We start from the raw sequence: 23,652 nt of genomic DNA on the forward strand, positions 1-23,652 counted from the left end.
ATTGCTAGCCGGATTCCGAATGGCCAGTCCCGAACCGCGCAAAAGAAGAGGTCCGATCGCCGCCCGGCTACTGGCGCTCGATGCGTGGATCGATTCGTCGCTCTACGAGATCGGCTTCAAGGCGCGCCAGTTCTGGGAATCGGCGACGATCTTCTCGCGGCGCTTCCGCGTCAACGGCTGGCGCCGTGGCATCATCGAACTGCTGAGCGAAGGTTTCACGCTCGGCGCCGTCGGCATCGTGGTGATGCTGGCGCTGGCCATTCCGGCTTTCCAGGACACGGCCGGCGACTGGCGCGCCCAGGGTGACTTCGCCGTCACCTTCCTCGACCGCTATGGCAACGAGATCGGCCAGCGCGGCATCATCCAGCGCGATTCCGTGCCGGTCGACGAGATGCCCGATCACGTCATCAAGGCGGTGCTTGCCACCGAGGACCGTCGCTTCTTCGATCACTACGGCATCGATGTGCTCGGCCTTTCGCGCGCCATCTTCGAGAATGTGCGGGCGAACTCCGTCGTCCAGGGCGGCTCGAGCATCACCCAGCAGCTGGCCAAGAACCTGTTCCTCACCAATGAGCGCACGCTGGAGCGCAAGATCAAGGAAGCCTTCCTGTCGCTGTGGCTCGAGGCCAATCTGTCGAAGAAGGAGATCCTGCAGCTCTATCTCGACCGCGCCTATATGGGCGGCGGCACGTTCGGCATCGAGGCGGCCGCCGACTTCTATTTCGGCAAGAGCGTCAAGGACCTGAACCTCGCCGAAGCGGCGATGCTGGCCGGTCTGTTCAAGGCGCCGACCAAATACGCCCCCCACATCAACCTGCCGGCGGCGCGTGCGCGCGCCAATGTGGTGTTGTCCAACCTTGTCGATGCCGGCTTCATGACCGAGGGCCAGGTTTTGCAGGCAAGGTTGCATCCGGCCGACGTCGTCGATCGAGGCGAACAGAAGAGCCCAGATTATTACCTCGACTGGGCATTCGACGAGGTCAAGAAGATCGCCAAGCCCGGCCAGCACTCGCTCGTCGCCCACACGACCTTCGACGCCAACATCCAGAAGGCGGCGGAAGAATCGGTGGAATTCCACCTGCGCCAGTTCGGCAAGGAGTACAACGTCACCGAGGGCGCGGTCGTGGTCATCGAGACCAACGGCGCCGTGCGCGCCATCGTCGGCGGCCGCGACTACGGCGCCAGCCAGTTCAACCGCGCCACCAAGGCGCTGCGCCAGACCGGCTCGTCATTCAAGCCCTATGTCTACGCAACGGCGATGGAACACGGCTTCACTCCCAACTCCATTATTTCCGGCGGCCCGATCAGTTGGGGCAGCTGGTCACCGCACAATTACAACGGCGGGTCGGCGGGCAACGTCACCTTGATCATGGCAATGGCCAAATCGATCAACACCGTGCCGGTGCGGCTGGCCAAGGATCATCTCGGCATCGGCCCGATCAAGGCCATGGCCGAGGCGATGGGTGTGGAATCGCCGATCGAAGCACACAAGACGATGGTTCTCGGCACCTCGGGCATGACCGTGATGGACCAGGCGACGGGCTACAGCGTGTTCGCCGACAATGGCTTCGTCGGCTCCCGGCACGGCGTCAGCCAGCTCGTCACCCGCACCGGCGAGGTGGTCTATGATTTCGCCAAGGATGCGCCGCCGCCGCACCGGGTGCTGTCGGAGCAGGCACTGAAATCGATGAACACCATGCTGGCGGCAGTGCCGGTGATGGGCACCGCGCGGCGGGCTCAACTTCCCAACATCGTCGTCGCCGGCAAGACGGGCACGACGCAATCCTACCGCGACGCCTGGTTTGTCGGCTTCACCGGCAACTACACGGCGGCGGTGTGGATGGGCAATGACGACTTCACGCCGACCAAGAACATGACCGGCGGCTCGCTGCCGGCGATGGTGTGGCAGCGACTGATGGTCTACGCGCACCAGAATATCGACCTCAAGCCGATCCCCGGCATCGACAAACCTTTCGTCGACGAGGAGATCGCGGCCAAGGCCGAGGAAGCGCTGAAGAAGAGCGACGAACAGGCGGCGGCCAATGCGGCGGCCGAGCGGCCGCCGGTGCTGTCCAGCCGCACGACCCAGACGCTGCGGGACATGACCACGCTGTTCCAGTCGGCCCCCGTCCTCAGTACGCCTCAACCGCCGGAGACGCTGTCGGCGCTGTGATCTTTCCGACTGGGCAGGTCTTTCGACTGGTCCGGGGCGGCAAATCCATCGGCCCGCTTGCCACAAGGCCCCGCGCCGCGATATCCCCGAGCGGCAACTCTTCGTGTTCCCGGCCCCTCATGCTCAAAACTGCCTTCCTGACGCTGCTTTCGCTTGCCATAGCCATCGTCGGCGGTGGCAGCAGCGTCTGGTATGCGCTGAAAGTCCAGGATGGTGTCGGCGCCATCCGGATCGGCCAATGGACGGCCTTTCCCGATATCGGCACGCCGGCCGCCGATCCCTATTCCAAGGCCCGTGTGGCGCGCGAGGGCGTACTTGCGCTCGGCCGCGCCGAAGGGCTGTCCTTCGTCGCCGAGCGCGACACGGGCGGCGCCGAGCTCAAGCGCGAATGCACCTACACAATCGAGGGTGGTTTTCCGACGGCACGGTTCTGGACGCTTTATGCCGCCGACCAGTCGCTCGGCGTGGTCGAAACCGGCAAACCCCGGCTGGCGGCGCTGCAATCCTATGGGGTGGTGCGCCAGCCCGACAATTCGGTGATCATTTCCGCCGGCCATCACCCGATGCCGGGCAACTGGCTGCTGACAGACGGCTCCGGCAGGATGTATTTCGTGCTGACCTTCTACGACACGCCGATCGCCAGCAGCACCGGCCTGTCGGACGTCTCGCTGCCGCAAATCGTCAAGGTCGGCTGCAATGCGTAGTTTTTACGCTGCGATGCGCGGACTTCTGCATGCCGTCCTGCTCGGCCTGCTCGGCGCCGGCATCGTGCACATCGCCGTGCTGCTGCTGGTGCCCGAGTTTTCCGAACGCGATGCCTGGTCGCGGCTGTCCATGGCGTCGGACCTATACAAGATGACGCGGCTCGATGCCGAGGCCGGTGGCGCGCCCGTGGTGAAATCCGTCGACCCGCTGTTTTACGCGACGGCCTGCCGGTTCGATCTGGGCGAAGGCATGGTCCGCGTCAAGGCACCTGGACATGTCCCGTTCTGGTCGGTCTCGGTCTATGACCGCAGCGGCCACAACATCTATTCCTTCAACGACCACACAGCGACCGGCGGCGTTCTGGATGCCGTCGTGCTGACGCCGGCGCAAATGATCGACGTGCGCAAGGACCTTCCCGAGGATCTTCAGGGGGCGATCTTCGTCGAAGCGCCGATCGAGGAAGGCATCTTCGTCATCCGCGCCTTCGTGCCCGACAGCAGCTGGAAGCCGATCGTGTCGCACTCCTTCGAACAGAGTTCCTGCGAGTTGCAGGACTTCTAGTGATGCGGGACCGGCTTCGTCCCTGGCGAGCCCGGCTTGTCGGGATCGACCGGCCGCACTTCGCCGGCACACGGCCGCTCGTAGCGGATGCCGGGAAAGATGATCACCGCCGCCGGCATTTCGACGGTTTGCTTTACTCTGGTGTTTGGTGCCGTACGCGGCACGAAAGACAGTACCATGCCCATGGTTCGCGCATTCCTCTCGGTTTCCCCGGAGCACAACGCAACGCCTCCAAATGTCATTAAGGCCGGCAGAGGGTTAACGGAACGCTAACGGATCGCCGCTAACTTGATCTTTGTTCTTGGCGCTCGCGAAACCGGCACAGTCCCGGTCGAGCGCGGCCAAGCTTGTGTCGAGTACGGGCGTATCCTTCGTGTCATCTTCGGACTTCAGGCAAATTGCGGTGCGAAAAAACTCGGGAAAGGCCGAAAGGCTGTTCCGCGCCGCGGTGTCGGCGTTCTGCTCGCTCACCCGCCCTTCACGTCGCGAAATCGGTCAACTCGAAGACCTGACACTGCCGCTGTTCAATGACGTGTCCGTCGAATCTCGCCGTTACGTGGCAGCCGCCCTTTCCGAATGCGAATACGCCCCCGCCGCCCTGGTGCGCCGCCTTTGCGAGGAACCGGTCGACATTGCCGCGCCGCTGCTCATCCGCTCACGCGCCGTCAGCGACATCGATCTCATCGCCCTGATCGGGCGACATGGCCTGCCGCATGCGCGTGCCATCGCGCGCCGCAAGAGCTTGAACCCGACCATTGCTGATCTGATCAGGGCCCTCGAGAGGCCAACCCTGGTGCGTGCGCCGGACCCGGATGCGAACGCCGCTGCAGCAGACAAGATCGCGCCAGCGAGCGCGGAAAGCGCCTCCGGCGAGCCCGCCCGAGAACAGGCACTCGGCATCGCGGCCGAGAATGCACGGCGCAGGCTGCGCTCGATGATGCGCACCGGCGACGAGGCGGCAGCGACGAACGCCGATCCTTTCAAGGGCGCCGACACCTATGTGAAATTGCGCGAGACAGCTCTGACGGGAAACGCCGCGTTCTTCCAAACCGCGCTCGCCGATGCACTCGATATCGATTTCGAGATCGCGCGATCGCTCACCGCCAACCAGAATTATGCCTCGCTGCTTGCCGCCTTACGCTCGCTCGACCTCAGCGAAGACAGGGCCTTCCTGATCACGGTTGCCGTCTATCCCAGCCAGTTCCCGCATCCGCAGGCTATCCGGACTTTCCTCGACCGTTACCGGCTGCTGCATCGCGAAGCGGCCCAGGACAAGATGCGGTCGTGGCGGGCGGAAACCCTTTCAAGGGCGGTTCGCGGCGCAGCACCTGCCAACAGCGATACAGGCACCGCTTCGAACAGCGACGATGCGGCTGATACCTCCGGCCTCAGGGCGTCTTCACGGAAATAAGCTCCTCGACGGGCACGGTGCCGGCCTCGATCTCGACCACCCAGATATCGGGATCGAACTTTTTCTCCCTTTCCAGCTTGGCGTCGAGCACCGCGGCATCCTCGCCGGCTCCGAGCAGAGTGAAAAACCGGTCGTCGGGCTTGGCCGAATCATAGCTTGTCTGCGGCGCCGGCCCGAACAGGGCAACCTCACCCAGCCTGCCCCGCGCCAGCACGAACACAGCGCCGGCCTCGGTCGCGCCGCGCTTGACCACGGCGGCAAATCCACCGGCGCTGAAAACCCGGCGCAACAGGGCCGAGACCCACAGATCCGATGTGACACGCATGAGAAAACTCCGCGAATGCATGTCGCCCAAAAGGTGGGTTCCGGTTTTGGAACAACGGCATGCATGAGAACAAGGCAGGCGGGTTCTCTAAAGTAGTTTGCCGTTTCAAGGAAACGGCAAACTACTTTAGCCCTTGTTTGACGCGATTCCGGACGGAAAACCGTTTCACACTTTTCCTGGAATTGCTTTGTCGATATTTCCGCCGCTGGGCGAGCCGTCGTTTCAGCCGTCAGTTGGTCAGGCCGATCTCGCGCATCTTGACGTAGACGATCTCATCGGGCTCGCCGGTCTGCGGCAGCCCGAACAGCGACTGGAATTCCTTGATCGCTGCCTTGGTGCGCGCGCCGACGACACCATCCAGCTGCATGTCGTCATTGCCGAACGCCTTGAGCCCGGCCTGGATCTTGACGATGCGGGCATCGGGCGCTTGCGTCGCGGCATTCGCCTGTCCGGAATTTGTCTGTCCCGAACCTGTCTGCAAAGACACCGGAACGGCGGCCGGCGTATCCGGACGCGGCTGCGGCCTGGGTACCACGGAAGCGGTTTTCGGCGTCGCGCCCAGTTGATCGAGCAGAAGCGCGTCGATCTCGCCGGACGTGTTGAGCCCAACCTTCTGCTGATAGTCCTGGATAGCCTTGCGGGTGTTGGGTCCGGAAATGCCGTCGACCGTTCCCGAATAGAAATCGAGATCCTTCAATATGCCTTGCACCTGCTCGACAACCGGATCGCCCTTGATCGGTGCCGGCGCGCCGGATGGCCGCACGATGTTGAACGTCGTTTCCGGCTCGTCGGGCGCCGCGTGCGGAAAACCCGCAATGCTGCGGGTCGCGAAGAATGCGCCGGCATGCGGGAAAGGCTGGTACCACAAGGCATTTGCGGAGACGTAGAACAGCGTCACCAGGAATGCCGTCGAGCCGCCCACCAGGACAGGGTTGCGCGAGATCATGCCGCCGACGGCGACAGCGCCGTCCTGAAAGGCGTTGCTGCGGCGCTTGACCGCCTTAGCCTGTTTTGCGGAGCGAGCCATTTCTGTCCCCTTTCGCCATCGCTACAGGCATGGTCAGCACGCCGGCCTTCTCCGCCTGATGTCCCTTCGGTCCGTTCACCGGCAGGCTGATGGTCACCGTGGTGCCCTCGCCCGGCATGCTTTCGATGGACATCGTGCCTTCGTGGAGCGCCACCAGACCCTTGACAAGTGAAAGGCCAAGACCAGTCCCCTCGAAACAGCGGGTATAGTCGTTCTGGATCTGCATGAAGGGCTTGCCGAGATTGGCGAAATCCTCCTCGGCGATGCCGATGCCGGTGTCCCTGACCCAGAAATGCAGGCGCGAACCGATCCGCTTGGCACCGACGACGACGTCGCCGCCGTCGGGGGTGAACTTGATCGCGTTGGAGACCAGGTTGATGAGCATCTGCTGCACGGCGCGCTGATCGGCATTGATGTCGCCGGCGTCCGGCGCGATCTGCGCCCGCAGATCGATGTTCTTGGCCTGCGCCTGCAGTTGCATCATCGACTGGCACATGTCGACCGCTTCCGCGAACCGGAACGGCTCGGGTTCGGTCGCGTAAACGCCCGATTCAATCCTGGACACGTCGAGTATCGAGGTTACGACGGCGAGCAGATGCTGGCCCGAATCCCGTACCAAGCCGACATATTCCTTCTGGCGCGGATCCTTGAAGGCGCCGAACATCTCGTGCAGCAGCATATCCGAGAAGCCGATGATGGCATTCAACGGCGTGCGCAGTTCGTGGCTGACCACCGCCAGGAAGCGCCCCTTCGCCACCTCGGCGGATGCGGCCGCCTCATTGGCCGCCGCGAGATCCTCGCGCAACCGGCTGATCTCGTCATTCTCGCGCAGGACGAGCGTAAAGACGCCACCCTGTTCCTCACCACGCACCAGATCAAGCGAGAACGGCCGGTAATTGTCGGCCGTCAGGCTATTGCCGTTCTGAGGCAGCCGGATGCGCAATTCGAGCCGGCGCGACAGCGCACCGTCGCGCATGTCGGCCATCGCGCTGAGATAGGAAACGCGATCCGACAGATGGACGCGATCGAAGAGGCCGTTTCCGGACAGCAGTTCGGGCGGCAGTTTCAAAAGCGTGCGGGCCTTTGGCGACGCGTCCAGTACCTCGCCATGACGGGCAACGCGCAAGACCACCGCATCGATGATGTCTTCGAGCCGGTCGGCAGTGTCGACCACAGCCGCGTCGGCGGTGTTTTGAAACGCCGATGCACGCGGCATCAGTGTCAGCGCCCACACCAACGGCACCAGCCAGTGCCACGCCGCGATCTGCGCTCCTGCGAAAGGAAATACGGTTCCAGCCAAAGGCTGAGCCAGGATGGCGACAGCGGCCGACACGGCTCCCCACAGTGCTGCACGTCGCGAGCCGCCGATCCACCAGGCTTCGAAAGGCAGCGCCAAGACAAGCATGGCGACAGGCGAACCCAACCCGCCCGCGGCGGCAATGAGACTGCCGAGCGAAATGCCGGCCAGCACCAGGGCGACCCGACTCGCCATCGCCATCTTGCCGTTCGCCGCCACCAGCAAGGCGACGAACCAGCACAGGCCAAAGGCGGCGAAGATGGCGGCCATGGTGACGGCAACGCCCATGCCTGAAGTGACCAGCGTGACCGCGGCGCCGGCGGCAAAGAAAGGAGCGGCGAGCATGACGCCGATGAAACGGCGCTGGCGCTCGCGGTCGCTCCGCCCAAGGATGGACGGATGGACCATACGTTCGCAACCGGCAGAAATCGCGCCAGGCAATTCAACGTATCTGGCCTTGATTGAACTCAACTCAACGCACTCGCACTTGTCGTGGACAACTCTGCTTTGCAGATGGTTCTGGTTGGCTTTGAAACTCGCATCCAGCGTTTAAGGAATGGATAAGGCAGGGCCGACCAAGGCCCTGGCCTGCGGCAAATATCGGGATGCCGGCCGCCGAAAGCACGGGCAAATGCAGCCATAGTAAACGGAGAGTTATCCGGCGACGGCACCTATCGGAAAGACGCACACGGCACTCGGACTTCCACATTCCAAGAAAAATACAGGAAAATCATGGGGATATATGGTTATTTGTTGTTAAGGAAAATCACTGGCAATTGAGACAAAACGATTGCAGAACGCTTCGTCTCGAATTTGCCTAAAATTTGAGGAAAATTCTCTCTTTGCCTGCAAGCCGTCCTTTGCGCCTGTGTGCCAAGATCCTGCCTACAAAAGAGGTCATGCCATATGGATGCATGATCCGGTCACGACGAGAGGGCAAGGGCATGGTCTTCCTCATAAGAATGGCTTTCTGGTTTTCGCTGGTGCTGCTGGCGCTGCCGCTGACTGTCGGCCCCGATGAATCGGGCCGCGAAAGCGTCGGGCCGATCCAGGCCTTGTTTGCGGCACGCGAAGCGGTTGGCGATATCGCCGGCATTTGCGAACGCAAGCCCGATGTCTGCGAGACCGGCAAGTCGGCAATGCACACCATCACCGCCCGCGCCAAGGAGACCGCCAAGATCGCGGCAGCGATAATGGACGACAAGTCCGCCGCCAGCCCCGACACATCCACGATGACCGGCAGCCTGCCCGAAGAAATCGTCTTGCCCGAGACCGTCAACCTGCCGCCTCAGAATTAAGCCGTTTCGACGGCGCACCGCGGGCTGTCTGCCCTCTCGACGCCCGCGGTGTCCTTGTTTTTTCCGTGACGCGGCGCCGCCGCGTGACTATATCCGGGCCATGACCACCACGATCCAGACGATCCGCGACGATTTTTCGTTCCTCGAGGAATGGGAAGACCGCTATCGCTATGTCATCGAACTCGGCGAGGCGCTGCCGCCATTTCCCGACGAGCAGCGCAGCGCCGCCAACAAGGTGCCGGGATGCGTGAGCCAGGTCTGGCTGACCACCGAACGCGGAGCCGGGACCGACCCGATCGTCACCTTCACCGGCGATTCGGACGCTCACATCGTGCGTGGACTGGTTGCGATCATGCTGGCGCTGTTTTCCGGCAGGACCGCCAGCGAAATCCAGCAGACCGATGCGGAAGCGACATTGAAAGAACTCGGCCTCGACGAACATCTGTCGCCGCAGCGCGCCAACGGCCTTCGCTCGATGGTCAAGCGCATCAAGCGCGACGCCGAGGCAGCGCTCAAGCAGACCGCCTGACACCTCCATACCCGATCCGCGCGTCGCGGCGCGCAAAAATCAAACGGCGCCCGAAGGCGCCGTTGATGTCGATCCGATCTGGCTTATTTTAACGCAATTCCCAAGGGAAAGCTCTATGCGCTGGAATTGCTCTGGCAGCGATTACCGCGCTTTGCGCTTGCGGCCGAGGCCCATCTTCTTGGCAAGCTGTGACCGGGCAGCCGCATAGTTGGGTGCAACCATCGGATAGGTCGGGTCAAGGTTCCACTTTTCGCGATACTGATCCGGGGTCAGGTCATAGTGGGTCATCAAATGACGCTTCAGCGACTTGAACTTCTTGCCGTCTTCAAGGCAGACGATGTAGTCGTCATGAACCGACCGCTTCGGGTTGACCGCCGGCTTCTGCTTGTCGGCAGGCGGCTGTTCGGCGGTTCCGCCCACACGCCCGAGCGCAGCATGGACATCGGATATCAGGTTCGGCAATTCGCCGACCGGCACGGGATTGTTGCTGACATAGGCGGCCACCACATCGGCGGTCAATTCGATCAGCGCATCGCTGTTTCTGGAAGGTGTTTCGACAATATCCATGGTCTTCGGGCCCCAACAAGAGTTACATCGATCTGCGCCCTTTTTTACAAGCAGGGCATCGCACGAATTTTGTGCAGGTAGAGTTTCTACGATTCGTGTCGCGGGCACATCAATGAGCGCGCAGACCAAGTAAGTCAATTCGGCCCTTACGCTATATTGAACGATATTGATCAATTATTCCACGATCAGCTTCAATCTTTCGTGCATTGTGTAATTTATCGATATTTCGCGCTCCCGCCGGCGGCGGCTGACGTAACGTCAGATCGCCGTTACATTCGTGGCAACTCACGACACGGGTTTTAATGTTTGATCTTGCTTGGCTATCGCCCGAGCAATATTGGTTGTTCACATTTATCCACAAAACCGTAGGTTGCCGTGGTCATATGCAAGCAATCATGCATGCCTGTCATCCAACCAATCGGCTGATTGCTGCCGCGTCAATCAATGCGGGGTGATGTATTTGCCATAGGCCCAGCCGGTGATGAAATTGCCGTTCTGGGCCGGATCATGCCAGACTTCGCACCAGCGATAGCGAATCTTCTGTTCCTGCTTCCATGCCGGCTGGTTGGCGATGTCGAGCAGGTTTATTCCGCCGGTGCATCGCCCGGTCATCTGCAGAACGGTCCCGTTCGGATATCCCGCCTGCTTCTGGGATGTGCCCGAAGGGTATTTGCGTAGATTGAGCGTATCGCCGAACGGCACATTGGCCACTTGCCAAGCCGCGAATACGGTCGCATGAGACTGGCCGGCAAAGGCCAGAGTTAGTGAAGCAACGGCGAAAGCCGCAGCAGTCCGAGACCAAATAGTCATCATCTCTCCATCTCTCCTCCCGGCTCATCTCCTGGAGCCGACACAACCCATACGCTGTGGCTCTTGAACCTGCCCTGAGCGGCGTGTTCATTCGCCGTTCAAGATATTTCTCCATTTGAGATGGTCCATTCAAGATACTGGCCTATTCAAGATACTGGCCTATTCAAGATACTGGCCCATTCAAGATACTGCAAAGCGAGACGCAATGACCAAGACATCCATATTTCCGATCGTCAGCCCGCCTACGCCCGAGAAGCGGCCGGTTTCCGACACGCATCACGGCATCACGCGAACCGACGACTATGCCTGGCTGCGGGCCGGCAACTGGCAGGAGATGTTCCGCGACCCGTCATTGCTCGATGCGGGAATCCGCGCAGAACTCGAGGCGGAGAACGCGTACCAGTCAAAGCTGATGGCCGACACGGTCGAACTGCAGAAGCAGCTTTTCAAGGAGATGAAGGGCCGTATCAAGGAAGACGATTCTTCCGTGCCGATGAAGGACGGACCCTATGCCTATGGGTCGTCCTTCAAGCTTGGTGGCGAGCAGCCGCGCTATTTCCGCATGCCGCGAGACGGCGGTGCCGAGCATATCCTGCTCGATGGCGACGCGGAGGCCGCGGGCAAGGCCTATTTCCGTCTCGGCGGCGTCGACCATTCGGCCGACCACGCAAGGCTGCTTTGGGCATTCGACGACAAGGGCTCCGAATTCTACACGCTTCGCGTGCGTGACCTTGCCGACGGCAGGGAGCTTGAGGACCAGATCCCCGACACCGGCGGCTCAGGTGTCTGGAACGCTGGCAATGACGGCTTCTTCTATACACGTCTCGATCCCAACCACCGCCCGTCCAAGGTGCTGTTCCATGCGCTTGGCGACAGCCCGCAAAGCGACCGGCTGATCTATGAGGAAACCGATCCCGGCTTCTTCATGAATGTCGACGGCACCCGCAACAACGAGTGGATCATGATCGGCATCAACGATCACGAGACCTCGGAATACCGCCTGATGCGCGCCGACGATCCGTTTGCCGAGCCGAAACTGGTGTCGCCGCGCGAGATTGGCCTTCAGTACGAGTTGGAAGAAGGCGGCGATATCTTCTTCATCCTGACCAATGCCGACGGCGCCAAGGACTTCAAGATCATGACGGCACCGGCGGGCGATCCCGTGCGCGCCAACTGGCAGGAACTGGTGCCGCATGAGCCCGGTCGGCTGATCCTGTCGGTGATCGGCTTCAGGGACCACATGGTCCGGCTCGAACGCAAGGAAGGCCTGCCGCGCATCGTCGTGCGCGACCGGATCAGCGGCGAGGAGCATCTTCTGTCCCTCGACGAGGAGGCCTTCTCGCTCGGACTGTCGGGTTCTTATGAGTACGACACCGAGATCATGCGCTTTTCCTACTCGTCGATGACGACGCCGGCGCAGGTGTTCGACTACAATATGCGCACCCGCGAGCGGGTGCTGCTGAAGACCCAGGAAGTGCCGTCCGGCCATGATGCGGACCACTATGTCACGCGGCGCCTGATGGCGCCGGCCAGCGACGGCGAACTGGTGCCGATCTCGCTTTTGCATCATCGCGGCACGCCGCTGGATGGATCCGCACCTTGCCTGCTTTATGGCTACGGCTCCTATGGCATCACCGTGCCGGCCGCCTTCAACACCAACTGGTTCTCGCTGGTCGACCGTGGCTTCGTCTTCGCCATCGCTCACGTTCGCGGCGGCAAGGACAAGGGCTATGGCTGGTACGATGAGGGCAAGCGGGAGAACAAGATGAACACGTTCACCGATTTCATCGCCGTCGCGCGCCATCTGGTCACGGAGCGTTACACGGCGCATGACCGTATCGTCGCGCAGGGCGGTTCGGCCGGCGGCATGCTGATGGGTGCCGTCGCCAACATGGCGCCGGATTGTTTTGGCGGCATTGTCGCCGAGGTTCCCTTCGTCGATGTGCTCACCACCATGCTCGATGCGACCCTGCCGCTGACGCCGCCGGAATGGCCCGAATGGGGCAATCCGATCGCGTCCGCCGACGACTACCGGACCATTGCCGCCTACTCGCCCTATGACAATGTCGCTGATCACGACTATCCGCCGATCCTGGCGCTGGCCGGTCTCACCGATCCGCGCGTCACCTACTGGGAACCGGCCAAATGGGTGGCCCGCCTGCGTGATCGCAAGAGCGGGGACAATCCGGTTCTGTTCAAGATCAACATGGATTCGGGCCATGCCGGCGCTTCCGGCCGGTTTTCGCGGCTGGAAGAGATCGCCTACACCTATTCCTTCGCGCTGAAAGTGATGGGCAAGGCGCAGCTTACGGGAGCCACCAACAAATGATCGACCTCACCACCCTGATCGCTTACATCGCGGTCGTTTTCGGCTTCGTCTTCATTCCAGGCCCCGCCACCCTGCTGACGATCGCCCGGGCAACGAGTTCCGGAACCAAGGTCGGCATCGCGACGGGCGCCGGGATCGCTGCCGGCGATGTCTTTCACACCGTCATGGCGATGATCGGCATATCGGCGGTCATCGCCGCGTCGGCGACGCTGTTCATCGTCATAAAGTACATCGGCGCGGCCTACCTGATCTATCTCGGCATTCGCGCGATCATGGAGAAAACACCGGCCAATCCGGCTGCCGGCGCGCTTGCGATCTCTGCCGGCAAGGCGTTTCGACAGGCTGTCCTGACCGAAGTGCTCAACCCCAAAACCGCTCTGTTCTTCCTCGCCTTCCTGCCTCAGTTCGTGCGGCCTGAAAACGGAACGGTGATGCTTCAGATGGCCGCGTTGGGGGTCATCTTCGTCGTACTGGGCCTTTTCAGCACGGTCGTCTTTGCCGTGAGCGCTGGCCGGCTCGGCACGCTCCTGCGCCGAAATCCGTCAGTGTTACGATGGCAGGGCAAAGTTGTCGGCGGCATCTACTGCGCTTTGGGCGTCCGTCTGGCGCTGCAGCAACGCTGACTCCAGACGATGATCGACGCGCCCTTTCCGGAGGGCTGGGTGATCAGGGACTTTTTGAAGTTCCCGTTGCTCATTTTCACTCGCAATTGCGGTGACCGCGCGCTACCCAGTGCGCGGCTTTTCCCGGCCTGACAGCCTCCAATCGCGTAAAGGTCCATTATGCTGCTCGTCGACGTCTATCTCGACAAATCGCCTATCCAGGGAATCGGCGTCTTTGCCAAGAACCACATTCCTCGCGGCACTCTGATCTGGAAGCTGGACCCAAGGTTCGATCGGCTCATCGAGGTCGAGACTTATGAGCGCGTGGCCGGCCCGGTGAAGAGCTATCTCGATCGCTACTCCTATCCCGACCGCCGCGATCCGAACTACATCGTCTTCGAAGCCGACGACGCGCGCTATATGAACCATGCCGACGAGCCGAACTGCGACGTCTCCTCACCCGAGGAGAGCTTTGCGCTGCGCGACATCGCGCCTGGCGAAGAGCTGACCTGCAACTACAACCATTTCTTCGAAACGGGCTTCGATTTTCTCGGCGACCGCCACCTGTTATCCGCAGACCCGGTCTAGTTCGCCGTCTTCTTGCGGGCCGGATAGCCGTTTGGATGCGCCGGGATCGCCTTCAGATAGGCGGCGATGGCCGCACGGTCCTGCGGCGTCAGTTCGGCCATGTTCCGCTGGACGTCGACCATGGCGCCGCCGACCGAATCGAAATCGGGCGTGAAGCCGGTTTCGAGATAGTTGGCGATATCTGCCTCCGACCATTCGGCGAGACCGCCCTCGCCTGATGTGATGTTCGGCACGACGCCACTGCCTTCCGCGGCCACGGCGCCCGCCAGCCATTCGTTCTTCTTCGTGCCGCCCGCAAGATCGCGCGGCGTGTGGCATTCGCCGCAATGGCCTGGCCCTTCGACCAGGTAGCGGCCTGATATCACCGGATCAGGCGTGCCTTCGGGGAAGGCAACAACCGGCTGGTCGCTGAGGTAGAGCAATTTCCACAGGCCGATGCCGCGGCGGATATCGAAGGGGAAATCGAGCGAATTGCCCGGCGCCTTGCCGGCGACGGCCGGCAACGTCTTCAAGAAAGCATAGAGATCGCCAATGTCGGCCGGATTCATGCGCGCGTAGGATGCATAGGGAAACGCCGGATAAAAATGCTCACCAGAAGGCGACACGCCCTTCAGCATGGCATTGGCGAGGTCCTCGACAGACCATGCGCCGATACCGTCCTTGGAATCTTGCGAAATGTTGGGCGGCACGAAGGTTCCGAAGGGCGTCTTGAGTTCGAGGCCCCCAACGAGCTGAAGCCGCGTGTCGCCCTGTGAGCCCGGCTTTGCATGGCAGGATGTGCAACCGCCGGCATAAAAGATGCGCTTGCCCTTGGCAGCGTCGCCAGGACCGAGCTTGGCCAGAGTTTCCCTGTCGAGCCTCACCGGCGCCGACAGGACCCACCCGGCAACCGCGCCGACGCCGCCCAGAATGACGACGGCGCCGACAAGTTTTTTCAGCCACGCCATGGCTGGTGATCAGCCCTTCTTGATTCTGTAGCCTTGATGGCAGGTGCCGCAATCGGAGCCGATAGCGCCGACTTGCGCCTTCAGCGCGTCGGCATCGGCGGGAGCCGCAGCGACCGCAGCCTTGACGTCGGCGAGATATTTGTCCTCCGCTGCCTTGAAGCCAGCCATGTCTTCCCAGATCTTCGGCGAGGCCGTGGTGTCGCCGGTGTCGCTGCCGGCCGGGAACAGCGCATCGGCATCGAATTTGTCGGCATTCGCCTGCAGCGCCTGAAGTTGCGTCAACACAGCCGCCGCATCAAAGGGTTCCTCGCCCTTGACCACTTTCGACAGGCCGCCGACGATCTTTCCGCGTTCCTTCATCAGTGCCTGCCGATCGAGGATCGGGTCGGCAAAAGCCGCCGAGGCCGCGAGTGCGAGCATAGAGATGGCGATAACAAGCTTTCTCATTCAATTGGCTCCATGATGAAGGCATTTCGGGACAGGACGTTAACGGATGCATCAGGGGGAAAATTCCCTTCCCCCTGATGATTTTTGCCAGACCTTTGTTGTTACGGGAATCTCGACGCAGAAAAAGAAAAGCCCCGCTCGATGAACTGCCCCCCGAAAGTTGGGCATCAACCTTCGGGGGAGCAGTTCATCGCGCGGGGCTTCTCTACGATCGATCAGGACATCAAACGCGCTGTGTTCAAGCGGACTCGAACGACGCGGTTTGAGTCTTTGTTTTCGTGCATGTCGTTATCCCAAAACCGCTGCGCACTTTTGGGCGACATGCATCAGGCCTTTTCGTACAATTCGAGGACATGGTCCCAGTTGATCAGGCTGTCGACGAACGCCTCGAGATATTTCGGCCGGGCGTTACGATAGTCGATGTAATAGGAATGCTCCCAGACATCGACGCCGAGGATCGGCGACGCGCCATGGACGAGCGGGTTTTCGCCGTTCGGCGTCTTCGAGATCGCCAGCTTGCCATCCTTGACCGAGACCCAGGCCCAGCCGGAACCGAACTGAGTCGTGCCGGCGGCAATGAAGTCGGCCTTGAACTTGTCATAGCCACCAAGATCGCTATCGACTGCCTTCTGCAAGGCGCCCGGCAGCTTGTTGCCGCCGCCGCCTTTCTTCATCCACTTCCAGAAATGGATATGGTTGTAGTGCTGGGCGGCATTGTTGAAGAGGCCGGCATTCTTGCCGAACGACTGCTTGACCACCTCTTCGACCGACAGATCACCCAAGCCGGCCTCGGCGGCGAGCTTGTTTCCGTTATCGACATACGCCTTGTGGTGCTTGTCGTGGTGATATTCCAGCGTCTCTTTCGACATGTAAGGCTGCAAGGCCTCATAGTCGTAAGGCAGAGCGGGCAATTCAAAGGCCATGGATAGTACTCCCTCGTGGAAAAATCCGGTGTCGATACCGGAGTAAGATAGGTCTGGAATGGGTTGGGACAACTCCGGATGAAGCGTCGGTCGCCTTTTTATCCGCTCAAGCAGCGGAAGTCGAATGCGCCCAATCCCAATAGAGTTCGCGCGCCTTTTTGGCCACCGGCCCGGGTTGCAGATTGCGATCCTCGATACGCGTGACCGGCACGACCTTGGAATGGTTCCCGGTCGAAAAAATCTCGTCCGCTTCGAGGAAATCTCGCACCGACAACGTCTTTTCGGTGGTCTTGAAGCCGTATTCGCCGAGCAGCGTTATCGTGCGCGAGCGGGTGATGCCGGACAGGAAGGTGCCGTTCGGCGCAGGCGTAAAGACGTGACCGTCCTTGACCAGGAAGATGTTCGAGGTTCCGGTCTCGGCGACGTTGCCCAGCATGTCGAGCACCATTGCGTTGTCGAAGCCGCGCATCTTGGCTTCGAGAATGGCCCGACCGTTGTTGGGGTAAAGGCAGCCGGCCTTGGCGTTGGTCGGCATGGTTTCGATGGTCGGACGCCGGAACGGCGACACGGTCACCGAAAAGCCAGTCGCCGGAATCATCGGTGATTCATAGAGGCAAAGGCAGAAGCGGGTCGAGGCGGGATCGGCCGGCACGCCCATATAGCCGCCATGCTCGGCCCAGTACATCGGCCTGATATAGACCGCCGTCTTGCCGTCGAACTTCTTCAACCCATCCCATGTCAGCCCGACGATCTTGTCGGCGCTCATGTTCGGCTTCAGGCCGAGCGCGATCGCCGAGGAATTCACCCTGGCGGCATGGAGGTCGAGATCCGGCGCCACGCCTTCGAACCAGCGGCCGCCGTCGAACACGCTGGTGCCGAGCCACATGGCATGGCTGCGCGGCCCCAGAATGGCGACGTTGCCCTCGTGCCAATCACCATCGACGAAAGTCCATGTCGCGGATTGCGCCGCAGCCGCCAGTGTCATCGTGTCGTCCCGCCTCAATCGGTCTCGTGTGACGGCCATTGGAAGATGCTTTGGCGGGCGCCGTCAACCGGCATCATGGAGTTTTGTTGAGGCCAGTGCCGGGGCGCAATGCAATCAACGCTTGCACCTTGTCGCACCTGCCCTCAAAACTGTTGTCATGCAATACGCCGCCTATGTCTTCGACGCCTATGGCACGCTGTTCGACGTGCATGCCGCCGTGCGCCGTCATGCAGACCGGATCGGGCCGGACGGCCAATTGTTGTCCGAGATCTGGCGCGCCAAGCAGCTCGAATATTCCTGGGTGCGCACGCTGATGGGCGCCTATGCCGATTTCTGGCAACTGACCGAACAGGCGCTCGATTTCGCCTTGCGCAAGGTTCCCTCGGCCGACCCCGGTCTCAAGGCGATATTGCTGGATGCCTACTGGCGGCTGGATTGCTATCCGGAAGTGCCGGCCGTGCTCAAGGCGCTCAAGGCTTCGGGAGCGAGGCTGGCGATTCTGTCAAACGGTTCGCCCGAAATGCTGCAGGCAGCGGTCAAATCCGCCGCGCTCGACCAGGTTCTGGATGACATCTATTCCGTCGACAGGGTGCGGCGCTTCAAGACCGATCCGGCTGTCTACGATATGGTCGCCACCGGCTGGCGCCTCTACCCCGGCGCGGTTTCCTTCCAGTCCTCCAACCGCTGGGACATTGCAGGCGCCACCAAATTCGGTTTTCGCACGGTGTGGATCAACCGCTCCAACCAGCCCGAAGAATATCCGGACTTCCCACCGGCCCTTATCCTGCCATCGCTCGAAGCCCTTGTGCCCGGCAGCTAGGAGACCTGTGTCTCTGGCGCCACAGTAGCGGCTCGGTCACAGCTTCGCCTTTGTTTGCCCACGTTCGGGCCAGAATCGGAACCGCCTATCGCCCCAGGTGTTGTCAGGCACCCCGCGGAACTGTCGGCGAATTCACGCTTTGTTGCGATTTGAGACTTAAAGAAGGCAACCATGTCCATAACCGAAATCGAATCTTTTCGCCTGAGCCGTCGCGGCTTTCTCAACGCCGCAGCCCTGGGCGCCGCTTCGATCGCGGTTTCCGCATGCGCCACTACCGGGCCGGGCCCGGTCGAGCCGCCGCCGCCAGCCTATGTCGAACCGCCCCTGACCGATTATGTGGCGATGTACGCGGCAGTCAGCGACGGCGGCTTCGATTTGCCGGCCATCCCCATCGACAAGATCGATCCGCAGTTCCTGCGTCAGATCGTTCCCGACCCGACGGGACAGAAGCCGGGAACAATAGTCGTCGATACCACCGGCCACTTCCTTTATCTGGTTCGTCCAGGCGGTCAGGCGATACGCTACGGCGTCGGCCTTGGCCGCGCCGGCTTCGAATGGTCCGGCGACGCCGTCGTTCAGTGGAAGCAGAAATGGCCAAAGTGGACGCCGCCGGACGAAATGATAGCCCGCCAGCCGGAATTGAAGCCCTACAGCGCCGACAATGGCGGCATGCCCGGCGGCCTCAAGAACCCGCTCGGCGCACGCGCGCTCTATCTGTTCCAGGGCAATGTCGACACGCTCTATCGTCTGCACGGCTCGCCTGAATGGCGGTCGATCGGCAAGTCGGTATCGTCAGGCTGCGTGCGTCTGATGAACCAGGACATTATCGACCTCTATGATCGCGTGCCCTCGAAGACGCCGGTCGTCGTGACCAGCGACGCCAGCCAACCCATGGTGGCGACGGCCAACCGACAGGCGATCCCGATCGACGCCGGCGTGCCGGACGGTTCGGTGCTGCTTGGACCGGTCAAGGCGATTACCAATTCGATCTTCTGAGCAGGCGAAGGGGCGGCGGTTACGACGCTCCTTCACCGGATTGTCTCTCTGAAACGGAACCGATTCTGCATCGGCGGAGACCGGTCTGTCGCGTGGCGGCCCACTGCGATATTCTGTGGTGATGAAACTCAGCCAGAGCATACGGTTCTGCACGTCCGAGGACGGTACCCGCATCGCTGTCGCATCATGCGGGGAAGGCAAGGTGATCGTTCGGGCGGCGCACTGGCTGAGCCATGTCGATTATGATCTCGAAAGCCCGGTTTGGCGGCCATGGCTCCAGGCCCTTTCGGCCCACAACCAGTTTGTGCGCTACGATCCACGCGGTTGCGGTCTGTCGGATCGCCATGTCGCCGACCTCTCGATCGAAGCGTGGCACGCAGACCTGGACGCCGTGACGGCGACCATCGAGCAGCCAAGTTTCGTTCTGCTCGGTCTTTCGCAAGGCGGCGCTCTCAGCATCGCCTATGCGCTGCGGCATCCTGAGCGGGTGTCGCATCTGGTGCTGCTGAATGCCTACGGCCAGGGTGCGAGAGTTCGAGCGCAGACCGAGGCCGAGCGGTTGGAAGCCGAAACACTCGTCAATTTCGTGCGCATTGGCTGGGGACGCGAAAATCCTGCGTTCTGCCAGTTCTTCACCAACCTTTTCATTCCCAACGGGACACAAGAACAGCACCGCTGGTGGGGCTATCTTGAGCGCGTGACGGCAAGCGCCGACGTAGCCGCCCGCCTGCTCTGGCAGATGCAGGGGATCGACGTCCTCGACCTCGCGGTGAAACTCCGCGTCCCGACGTTGATCGCGCACAGCCGCGGGGACATGCGCGTGCCGTTCGATGAAGGCTGCAAGCTTGCCGCAGCGATCCCTGGAGCGCGCTTCCTGCCGCTTGAAAGCAAGAATCATGTTCTCCTGCCGACCGAGCCAGCCTGGAAGGTGTTCCAGGATGAACTCGATGCCTTCCTCGGACATGAGCGGCCCAGGCAGCCGCGCGCAATCCGAGAGGCCGGCCTGACACCTGCCGAGGCGGCGCTTCTGGATCTGGTCAAACAGGGGCTGGACAACCGCGCGATCGCGCAGCGCTTGAGCAAGAGCGTGAAGACCGTGCGCAATCAACTGTCGATGATTTTCAGCAAGCTCGGCGTCCACAGCCGATCCCAGGCAATCGTGATGACGCTGTCCGACAGAGAGCGAGCGCCCCAGCCCGATTGAGTTCCTCGCAGACCACAAATAAGGGACTTCTGTCCCTATTTGCATTCGCTTTCACTTCCCCCACGGGACTGCTGCATCATGCCCATCATCAGAGGGGGTCTCATCCTCGGAATCGGCGGAGCGACAAGCCGTCGTCCGAAGATCAGGAGGAACCCGACATGACGCAACTCAATGAAACCAGGCTCAATGAATTGGTAGGCCGCGTTCTGGGCGACCTTGGTGGTGCGGTCAGCGTGCCGTTGGTTCGGATCGGAGATGCGCTGGGTCTCTACAAAACGCTCAAGGAAATCGGCCCTACGAAGGCCGACGAACTTGCCGATGCTGCAGGATGCGCGCGTCGCTACGTTCGCGAATGGCTGTCGGCGCAGGCGGCGTCCGGCTACGTGCACTATGAACATGGACGGTTTTCGCTGACGCCCGAGCAGTCATTCGTATTTGCCGAACCCGACAGCCCGGTCCATCTGATTGGCGGGTTCGATACCGCGGCTGCTATGGTCGAGAACCAGCCAAAAGTGGAATCGGCTTTCAGGACCGGGCGAGGCGTTGCCTGGGGCGATCAGGCAGGGTGTCTGTTCTGCGCCGTGTCACGTCTGTTTCGGCCGGGTTATGTCAATGCCCTGGTGAAGGACTGGCTGCCGGCGCTTGACGGAGTCGTCGCCAAGTTGAAGGCAGGGGCATCGGTGGCCGACGTTGGATGTGGGCACGGTCTGTCAACGATCCTGATGGCGCAGGCGTTCCCCGCCTCCCGCTTCATAGGTTACGACTTCCATCCGGCCTCGATTGCCGCCGCGACCGCGCATGCCCGGTCGTATGGACTGACGAACCTGAATTTCGAGGTCGGCCGGGCCCAGGATTTTGGCGGGCGCGACTTCGATCTGATCACTTGCTTCGACTGCCTGCACGATATGGGCGACCCAAAGGCCGCGGCGGTGCATATTTGCAAATCGCTAAAAGAGGGCGGCACCTGGATGATCGTCGAACCCATGGCGGGAGATACTCTGGAGGAAAATATCAATCCGGTCGGACGGCTGTACTACTCGGCCTCGACGATGATCTGCGTTCCCACATCACTGGCACAGGAGACGGGCCTCGCGCTCGGAGCTCAAGCAGGAGAGAACCGGCTGACGGAAGTGATCCGGTCGGGTGGGTTCTCTCGTGTCCGGCGGGCTGCCCAGACCCCACTCAACATGGTGCTCGAAGCGACCTGACGCAGAAAAGGTCGGTTTGGCCCCTACTCGAACCGGCCAACCAACGTCTGTCCGCCAAACCGGCTGTCCCAATGCCGCCTATCCAATGCGGCTTCAAGCCACGGGCATTTCGCCAAAGCGGATGCCCCTGCCTCAGATCCGAAGCTCACCGCCCCCTGGAAAGACTCCCCAATATCCCGCGCACGATTGCCCGGCCGACCGACGAGCCGACCGAGCGCACCACCGACTTGATCGCCGCCTCGGCCACCGTCTGGCGGTTGGACGGGCGCGGTGCAGATGTGCGCCTGCCACCCGATTGCGGCGCGGGATCGTCATTGCCGAAGCCCGGAATGGTCCAGCGCGAGCCGCCGCTGCCGGCCTGCTGGGCCTGCTCTTCGGCATCCTGCGCGTCCTTGGCCTTTTTTTGCAGCATTTCGAAAGCCGATTCGCGGTCGACGGCCTGATCGTACTGGCCGGCGACCGGGCTTTCCTGGATCAGCTTTTGCCGCTCAGCGGCAGTTATGGGTCCAAGCCGCGAGGATGGCGGGCGGATAAGCGTCCGCTGCACCATGGACGGAACACCCTTGGCCTCCAGCGTCGAGACCAGCGCTTCGCCTGTGGCAAGCTGGGTAATGGCGGTCATGCAGTCAAAATCGGGATTTGGCCGAAACGTCTCGGCTGCCGTCCGGACTGCCTGCTGCTCACGCGGCGTATAGGCGCGCAGCGCGTGCTGGACGCGATTGCCGAGCTGGGCCAGGACTTTTTCAGGGATATCCAAAGGGTTCTGCGTGACGAAATAGACGCCGACACCTTTCGAGCGGATCAGTCGGACCACTTGTTCGACGCGATCGATCAGCACCTTGGGTGCTTCGTCGAACAGAAGATGCGCCTCGTCGAAAAAGAACACCAGCTTGGCTTGTCGGGGTCGCCGACTTCCGGCAGCACCTCGAACAGTTCCGACATCAGCCATAGCAGGAAGGTCGCGTAGAGCCGCGGATTCATCATCAGCTTGTCGGCGGCAAGCACGCTGATGGCCCCGCGTCCGTCGCGGGTGGTGCGCATGATATCGGCGATACGCAGTGCCGGTTCGCCGAAGAAGTTCGCCGCGCCCTGCTGCTCCAGGACCAGCAGCGTGCGCTGGATAGCCCCGACCGATGGCTTCGTCACATTGCCGTAGCGTGAGCCGATCTCGTCGGCGCGCTCGGCGATGTTGGCCAAGAGCGCCTGCAGATCCTTCATGTCGAGCAGCAGCAGGCCTTCCTCGTCAGCCAGGCGGAAGGCGATGTTCATGATGCCTTCCTGCGCCTCGGTCAGGTTCATCAGGCGCGATAGCAACAACGGCCCCATTTCCGAGACCGTGGCGCGGATCGGATGACCCTGTTCGCCGAACAAGTCCCAGAAGATGACGGGGAATTCCTGGAAGTCATAAGGATCGAGCTTGACCTGTTCGGCCCGCTTGACGAGGAAATCCTGTGCCGTGCCCATCATCGCGATGCCCGACAGATCCCCCTTGATGTCGGCGCAGAACACAGGCACGCCGGCGTTGGAAAATCCTTCGGCCAGGATCTGCAAGGTGACTGTCTTGCCGGTACCGGTGGCGCCCGTCACCAGGCCATGACGATTCCCATATTGCAGCAACAGCTGCTCGGCACGCTGATAGCTGTCGTCGGGCTTGCGGCTGGCGCCGATGAAAATACTGCTGTCGTCAGCCATATGCACGGTCTCCGCAAACTGATGTGTCTAAAGCCAGTGGCCTTGCCGCAGGTATAGTGAGGCCATTGCACAGCGACAATGCCATTCGTCCAAATCCGGGCCATTCGTCCAAATCCGGGCCATTCGTCCAAATCGGCCCCATTCGTTCAAATCGGGTTTTTGGAGCTTGCGGATTTTGCCGCTGTTTGGCAATCGTCGTCCACGCGGA

At 61.5% G+C, this 23,652-nt stretch carries 23 protein-coding genes and 1 pseudogene; 13 read left to right on the forward strand and 11 right to left on the reverse strand.

Features of this window, described 5'->3' with window-relative positions; genetic code table 11:
* Window positions 1–19 precede the first annotated feature (19 nt).
* From NKK51_RS00920 to NKK51_RS00930, 3 genes are all read left to right on the forward strand, one after another.
* Window positions 20–2,173, forward strand: a complete 2,154-nt coding sequence (locus NKK51_RS00920) for a transglycosylase domain-containing protein (RefSeq protein WP_023812797.1) — start codon at window positions 20–22, stop codon at window positions 2,171–2,173.
* A 119-nt stretch (window positions 2,174–2,292) separates the two neighbouring features.
* Window positions 2,293–2,877: a DUF1214 domain-containing protein gene (locus NKK51_RS00925; RefSeq protein ID WP_352550675.1), complete on the forward strand. Its 585-nt coding sequence runs from the start codon at window positions 2,293–2,295 to the stop codon at window positions 2,875–2,877.
* A complete protein-coding gene (locus NKK51_RS00930; protein ID WP_352550677.1) occupies window positions 2,870–3,439 on the forward strand; it encodes a DUF1254 domain-containing protein in 570 nt (189 codons plus the stop codon). The genes NKK51_RS00925 and NKK51_RS00930 overlap by 8 nt, the downstream gene beginning before the upstream one ends.
* Here NKK51_RS00930 and NKK51_RS00935 read toward each other — a convergent pair.
* Window positions 3,436–3,624: a hypothetical protein gene (locus NKK51_RS00935; protein WP_128302987.1), complete on the reverse strand. Its 189-nt coding sequence runs from the start codon at window positions 3,622–3,624 to the stop codon at window positions 3,436–3,438. The genes NKK51_RS00930 and NKK51_RS00935 overlap by 4 nt on opposite strands.
* Before the next feature lie 188 nt (window positions 3,625–3,812).
* Here NKK51_RS00935 and NKK51_RS00940 point away from each other — a divergent pair, with 188 nt between their 5' ends.
* Entirely contained in the window at window positions 3,813–4,850 is a 1,038-nt protein-coding gene (locus tag NKK51_RS00940; RefSeq protein WP_352550679.1) for a hypothetical protein, read from the forward strand.
* Here the strand turns inward: NKK51_RS00940 and NKK51_RS00945 are convergent.
* The 3 genes from NKK51_RS00945 to NKK51_RS00955 all read right to left on the reverse strand — a co-directional run bounded on the left by NKK51_RS00945 (window position 4,828) and on the right by NKK51_RS00955 (window position 7,907).
* Window positions 4,828–5,175 (reverse strand): DUF1491 family protein, encoded by a 348-nt coding sequence (locus NKK51_RS00945; protein WP_352550681.1) that lies wholly within the window; start codon window positions 5,173–5,175, stop codon window positions 4,828–4,830. The two genes, NKK51_RS00940 and NKK51_RS00945, sit on opposite strands and share 23 nt — an antisense overlap.
* 229 nt (window positions 5,176–5,404) lie before the next feature.
* The gene (locus NKK51_RS00950; protein ID WP_023812791.1) at window positions 5,405–6,202 is read right to left on the reverse strand and encodes a peptidoglycan-binding domain-containing protein; all 798 of its coding nucleotides are present in this window, start codon (window positions 6,200–6,202) and stop codon (window positions 5,405–5,407) included.
* Window positions 6,177–7,907 carry a sensor histidine kinase gene (locus NKK51_RS00955; protein ID WP_352550683.1) on the reverse strand — a complete coding sequence of 577 codons (1,731 nt, stop codon included), beginning with the start codon at window positions 7,905–7,907 and terminating at the stop codon, window positions 6,177–6,179. Before NKK51_RS00955 ends, NKK51_RS00950 begins: the two co-directional genes overlap by 26 nt.
* A 536-nt stretch (window positions 7,908–8,443) precedes the next feature.
* Here NKK51_RS00955 and NKK51_RS00960 point away from each other — a divergent pair.
* Window positions 8,444–8,797 (forward strand): DUF5330 domain-containing protein, encoded by a 354-nt coding sequence (locus NKK51_RS00960; protein WP_023812789.1) that lies wholly within the window; start codon window positions 8,444–8,446, stop codon window positions 8,795–8,797.
* 100 nt (window positions 8,798–8,897) lie between these two features.
* A complete protein-coding gene (locus tag NKK51_RS00965; RefSeq protein WP_352550684.1) occupies window positions 8,898–9,326 on the forward strand; it encodes a SufE family protein in 429 nt (142 codons plus the stop codon).
* A gap of 141 nt (window positions 9,327–9,467) precedes the next feature.
* Here NKK51_RS00965 and NKK51_RS00970 read toward each other — a convergent pair whose 3' ends face one another.
* Together NKK51_RS00970 and NKK51_RS00975 are read right to left on the reverse strand one after the other, a co-directional pair.
* Complete coding sequence (locus NKK51_RS00970) at window positions 9,468–9,893, reverse strand: Ros/MucR family transcriptional regulator (RefSeq protein WP_013532660.1); 426 nt, start codon at window positions 9,891–9,893, stop codon at window positions 9,468–9,470.
* Window positions 9,894–10,334: 441 nt separating this feature from the next.
* Window positions 10,335–10,706, reverse strand: coding sequence for an SH3 domain-containing protein (locus NKK51_RS00975; RefSeq protein ID WP_502902435.1), 372 nt, complete (start codon window positions 10,704–10,706; stop codon window positions 10,335–10,337).
* Window positions 10,707–10,908: 202 nt separating this feature from the next.
* Here NKK51_RS00975 and NKK51_RS00980 point away from each other — a divergent pair, with 202 nt between their 5' ends.
* The 3 genes from NKK51_RS00980 (at window position 10,909) to NKK51_RS00990 (ending at window position 14,222) form a co-directional block, all read left to right on the forward strand.
* On the forward strand, window positions 10,909–13,032 hold the full coding sequence (locus NKK51_RS00980) for a S9 family peptidase (RefSeq protein ID WP_352550685.1): 2,124 nt from the start codon (window positions 10,909–10,911) through the stop codon (window positions 13,030–13,032).
* Window positions 13,029–13,655 carry a LysE family translocator gene (locus tag NKK51_RS00985; RefSeq protein ID WP_023812785.1) on the forward strand — a complete coding sequence of 209 codons (627 nt, stop codon included), beginning with the start codon at window positions 13,029–13,031 and terminating at the stop codon, window positions 13,653–13,655. Before NKK51_RS00980 ends, NKK51_RS00985 begins: the two co-directional genes overlap by 4 nt.
* A 159-nt stretch (window positions 13,656–13,814) precedes the next feature.
* Window positions 13,815–14,222 (forward strand): SET domain-containing protein, encoded by a 408-nt coding sequence (locus NKK51_RS00990; protein ID WP_023812784.1) that lies wholly within the window; start codon window positions 13,815–13,817, stop codon window positions 14,220–14,222.
* Here NKK51_RS00990 and NKK51_RS00995 read toward each other — a convergent pair.
* The 4 genes from NKK51_RS00995 to NKK51_RS01010 all read right to left on the reverse strand — a co-directional run bounded on the left by NKK51_RS00995 (window position 14,219) and on the right by NKK51_RS01010 (window position 17,524).
* Window positions 14,219–15,169, reverse strand: coding sequence for a cytochrome c (locus tag NKK51_RS00995; RefSeq protein WP_352550687.1), 951 nt, complete (start codon window positions 15,167–15,169; stop codon window positions 14,219–14,221). The genes NKK51_RS00990 and NKK51_RS00995 overlap by 4 nt on opposite strands.
* 9 nt (window positions 15,170–15,178) lie before the next feature.
* The gene (locus NKK51_RS01000; protein WP_023812782.1) at window positions 15,179–15,616 is read right to left on the reverse strand and encodes a c-type cytochrome; all 438 of its coding nucleotides are present in this window, start codon (window positions 15,614–15,616) and stop codon (window positions 15,179–15,181) included.
* Window positions 15,617–15,942: 326 nt separating this feature from the next.
* Window positions 15,943–16,539, reverse strand: coding sequence for a superoxide dismutase (locus NKK51_RS01005; protein WP_023812781.1), 597 nt, complete (start codon window positions 16,537–16,539; stop codon window positions 15,943–15,945).
* A 106-nt stretch (window positions 16,540–16,645) separates the two neighbouring features.
* The gene (locus NKK51_RS01010; RefSeq protein ID WP_127269956.1) at window positions 16,646–17,524 is read right to left on the reverse strand and encodes a branched-chain amino acid aminotransferase; all 879 of its coding nucleotides are present in this window, start codon (window positions 17,522–17,524) and stop codon (window positions 16,646–16,648) included.
* Between the two features lie 157 nt (window positions 17,525–17,681).
* Between NKK51_RS01010 and NKK51_RS01015 the strand changes: the two genes are divergently transcribed.
* The 4 genes from NKK51_RS01015 (at window position 17,682) to NKK51_RS01030 (ending at window position 21,752) form a co-directional block, all read left to right on the forward strand.
* Window positions 17,682–18,344: a haloacid dehalogenase type II gene (locus NKK51_RS01015; protein WP_128302979.1), complete on the forward strand. Its 663-nt coding sequence runs from the start codon at window positions 17,682–17,684 to the stop codon at window positions 18,342–18,344.
* 171 nt (window positions 18,345–18,515) lie between these two features.
* On the forward strand, window positions 18,516–19,340 hold the full coding sequence (locus tag NKK51_RS01020) for a L,D-transpeptidase (RefSeq protein ID WP_352550689.1): 825 nt from the start codon (window positions 18,516–18,518) through the stop codon (window positions 19,338–19,340).
* Between the two features lie 121 nt (window positions 19,341–19,461).
* Window positions 19,462–20,544 (forward strand): alpha/beta fold hydrolase, encoded by a 1,083-nt coding sequence (locus tag NKK51_RS01025; protein ID WP_352550691.1) that lies wholly within the window; start codon window positions 19,462–19,464, stop codon window positions 20,542–20,544.
* A gap of 158 nt (window positions 20,545–20,702) precedes the next feature.
* Window positions 20,703–21,752: a class I SAM-dependent methyltransferase gene (locus tag NKK51_RS01030; RefSeq protein ID WP_352550693.1), complete on the forward strand. Its 1,050-nt coding sequence runs from the start codon at window positions 20,703–20,705 to the stop codon at window positions 21,750–21,752.
* Between the two features lie 145 nt (window positions 21,753–21,897).
* On the opposite strand, the pseudogene NKK51_RS01035 reads toward NKK51_RS01030, so the two are convergent.
* A pseudogene (locus NKK51_RS01035) lies at window positions 21,898–23,444 on the reverse strand (helicase HerA-like C-terminal domain-containing protein).
* Window positions 23,445–23,652 lie beyond the last annotated feature (208 nt).

The sequence above is a fragment of the Mesorhizobium sp. M0011 genome (assembly GCF_040324155.1).
In the GTDB taxonomy this organism is placed as follows: Bacteria; Pseudomonadota; Alphaproteobacteria; order Rhizobiales; family Rhizobiaceae; genus Mesorhizobium.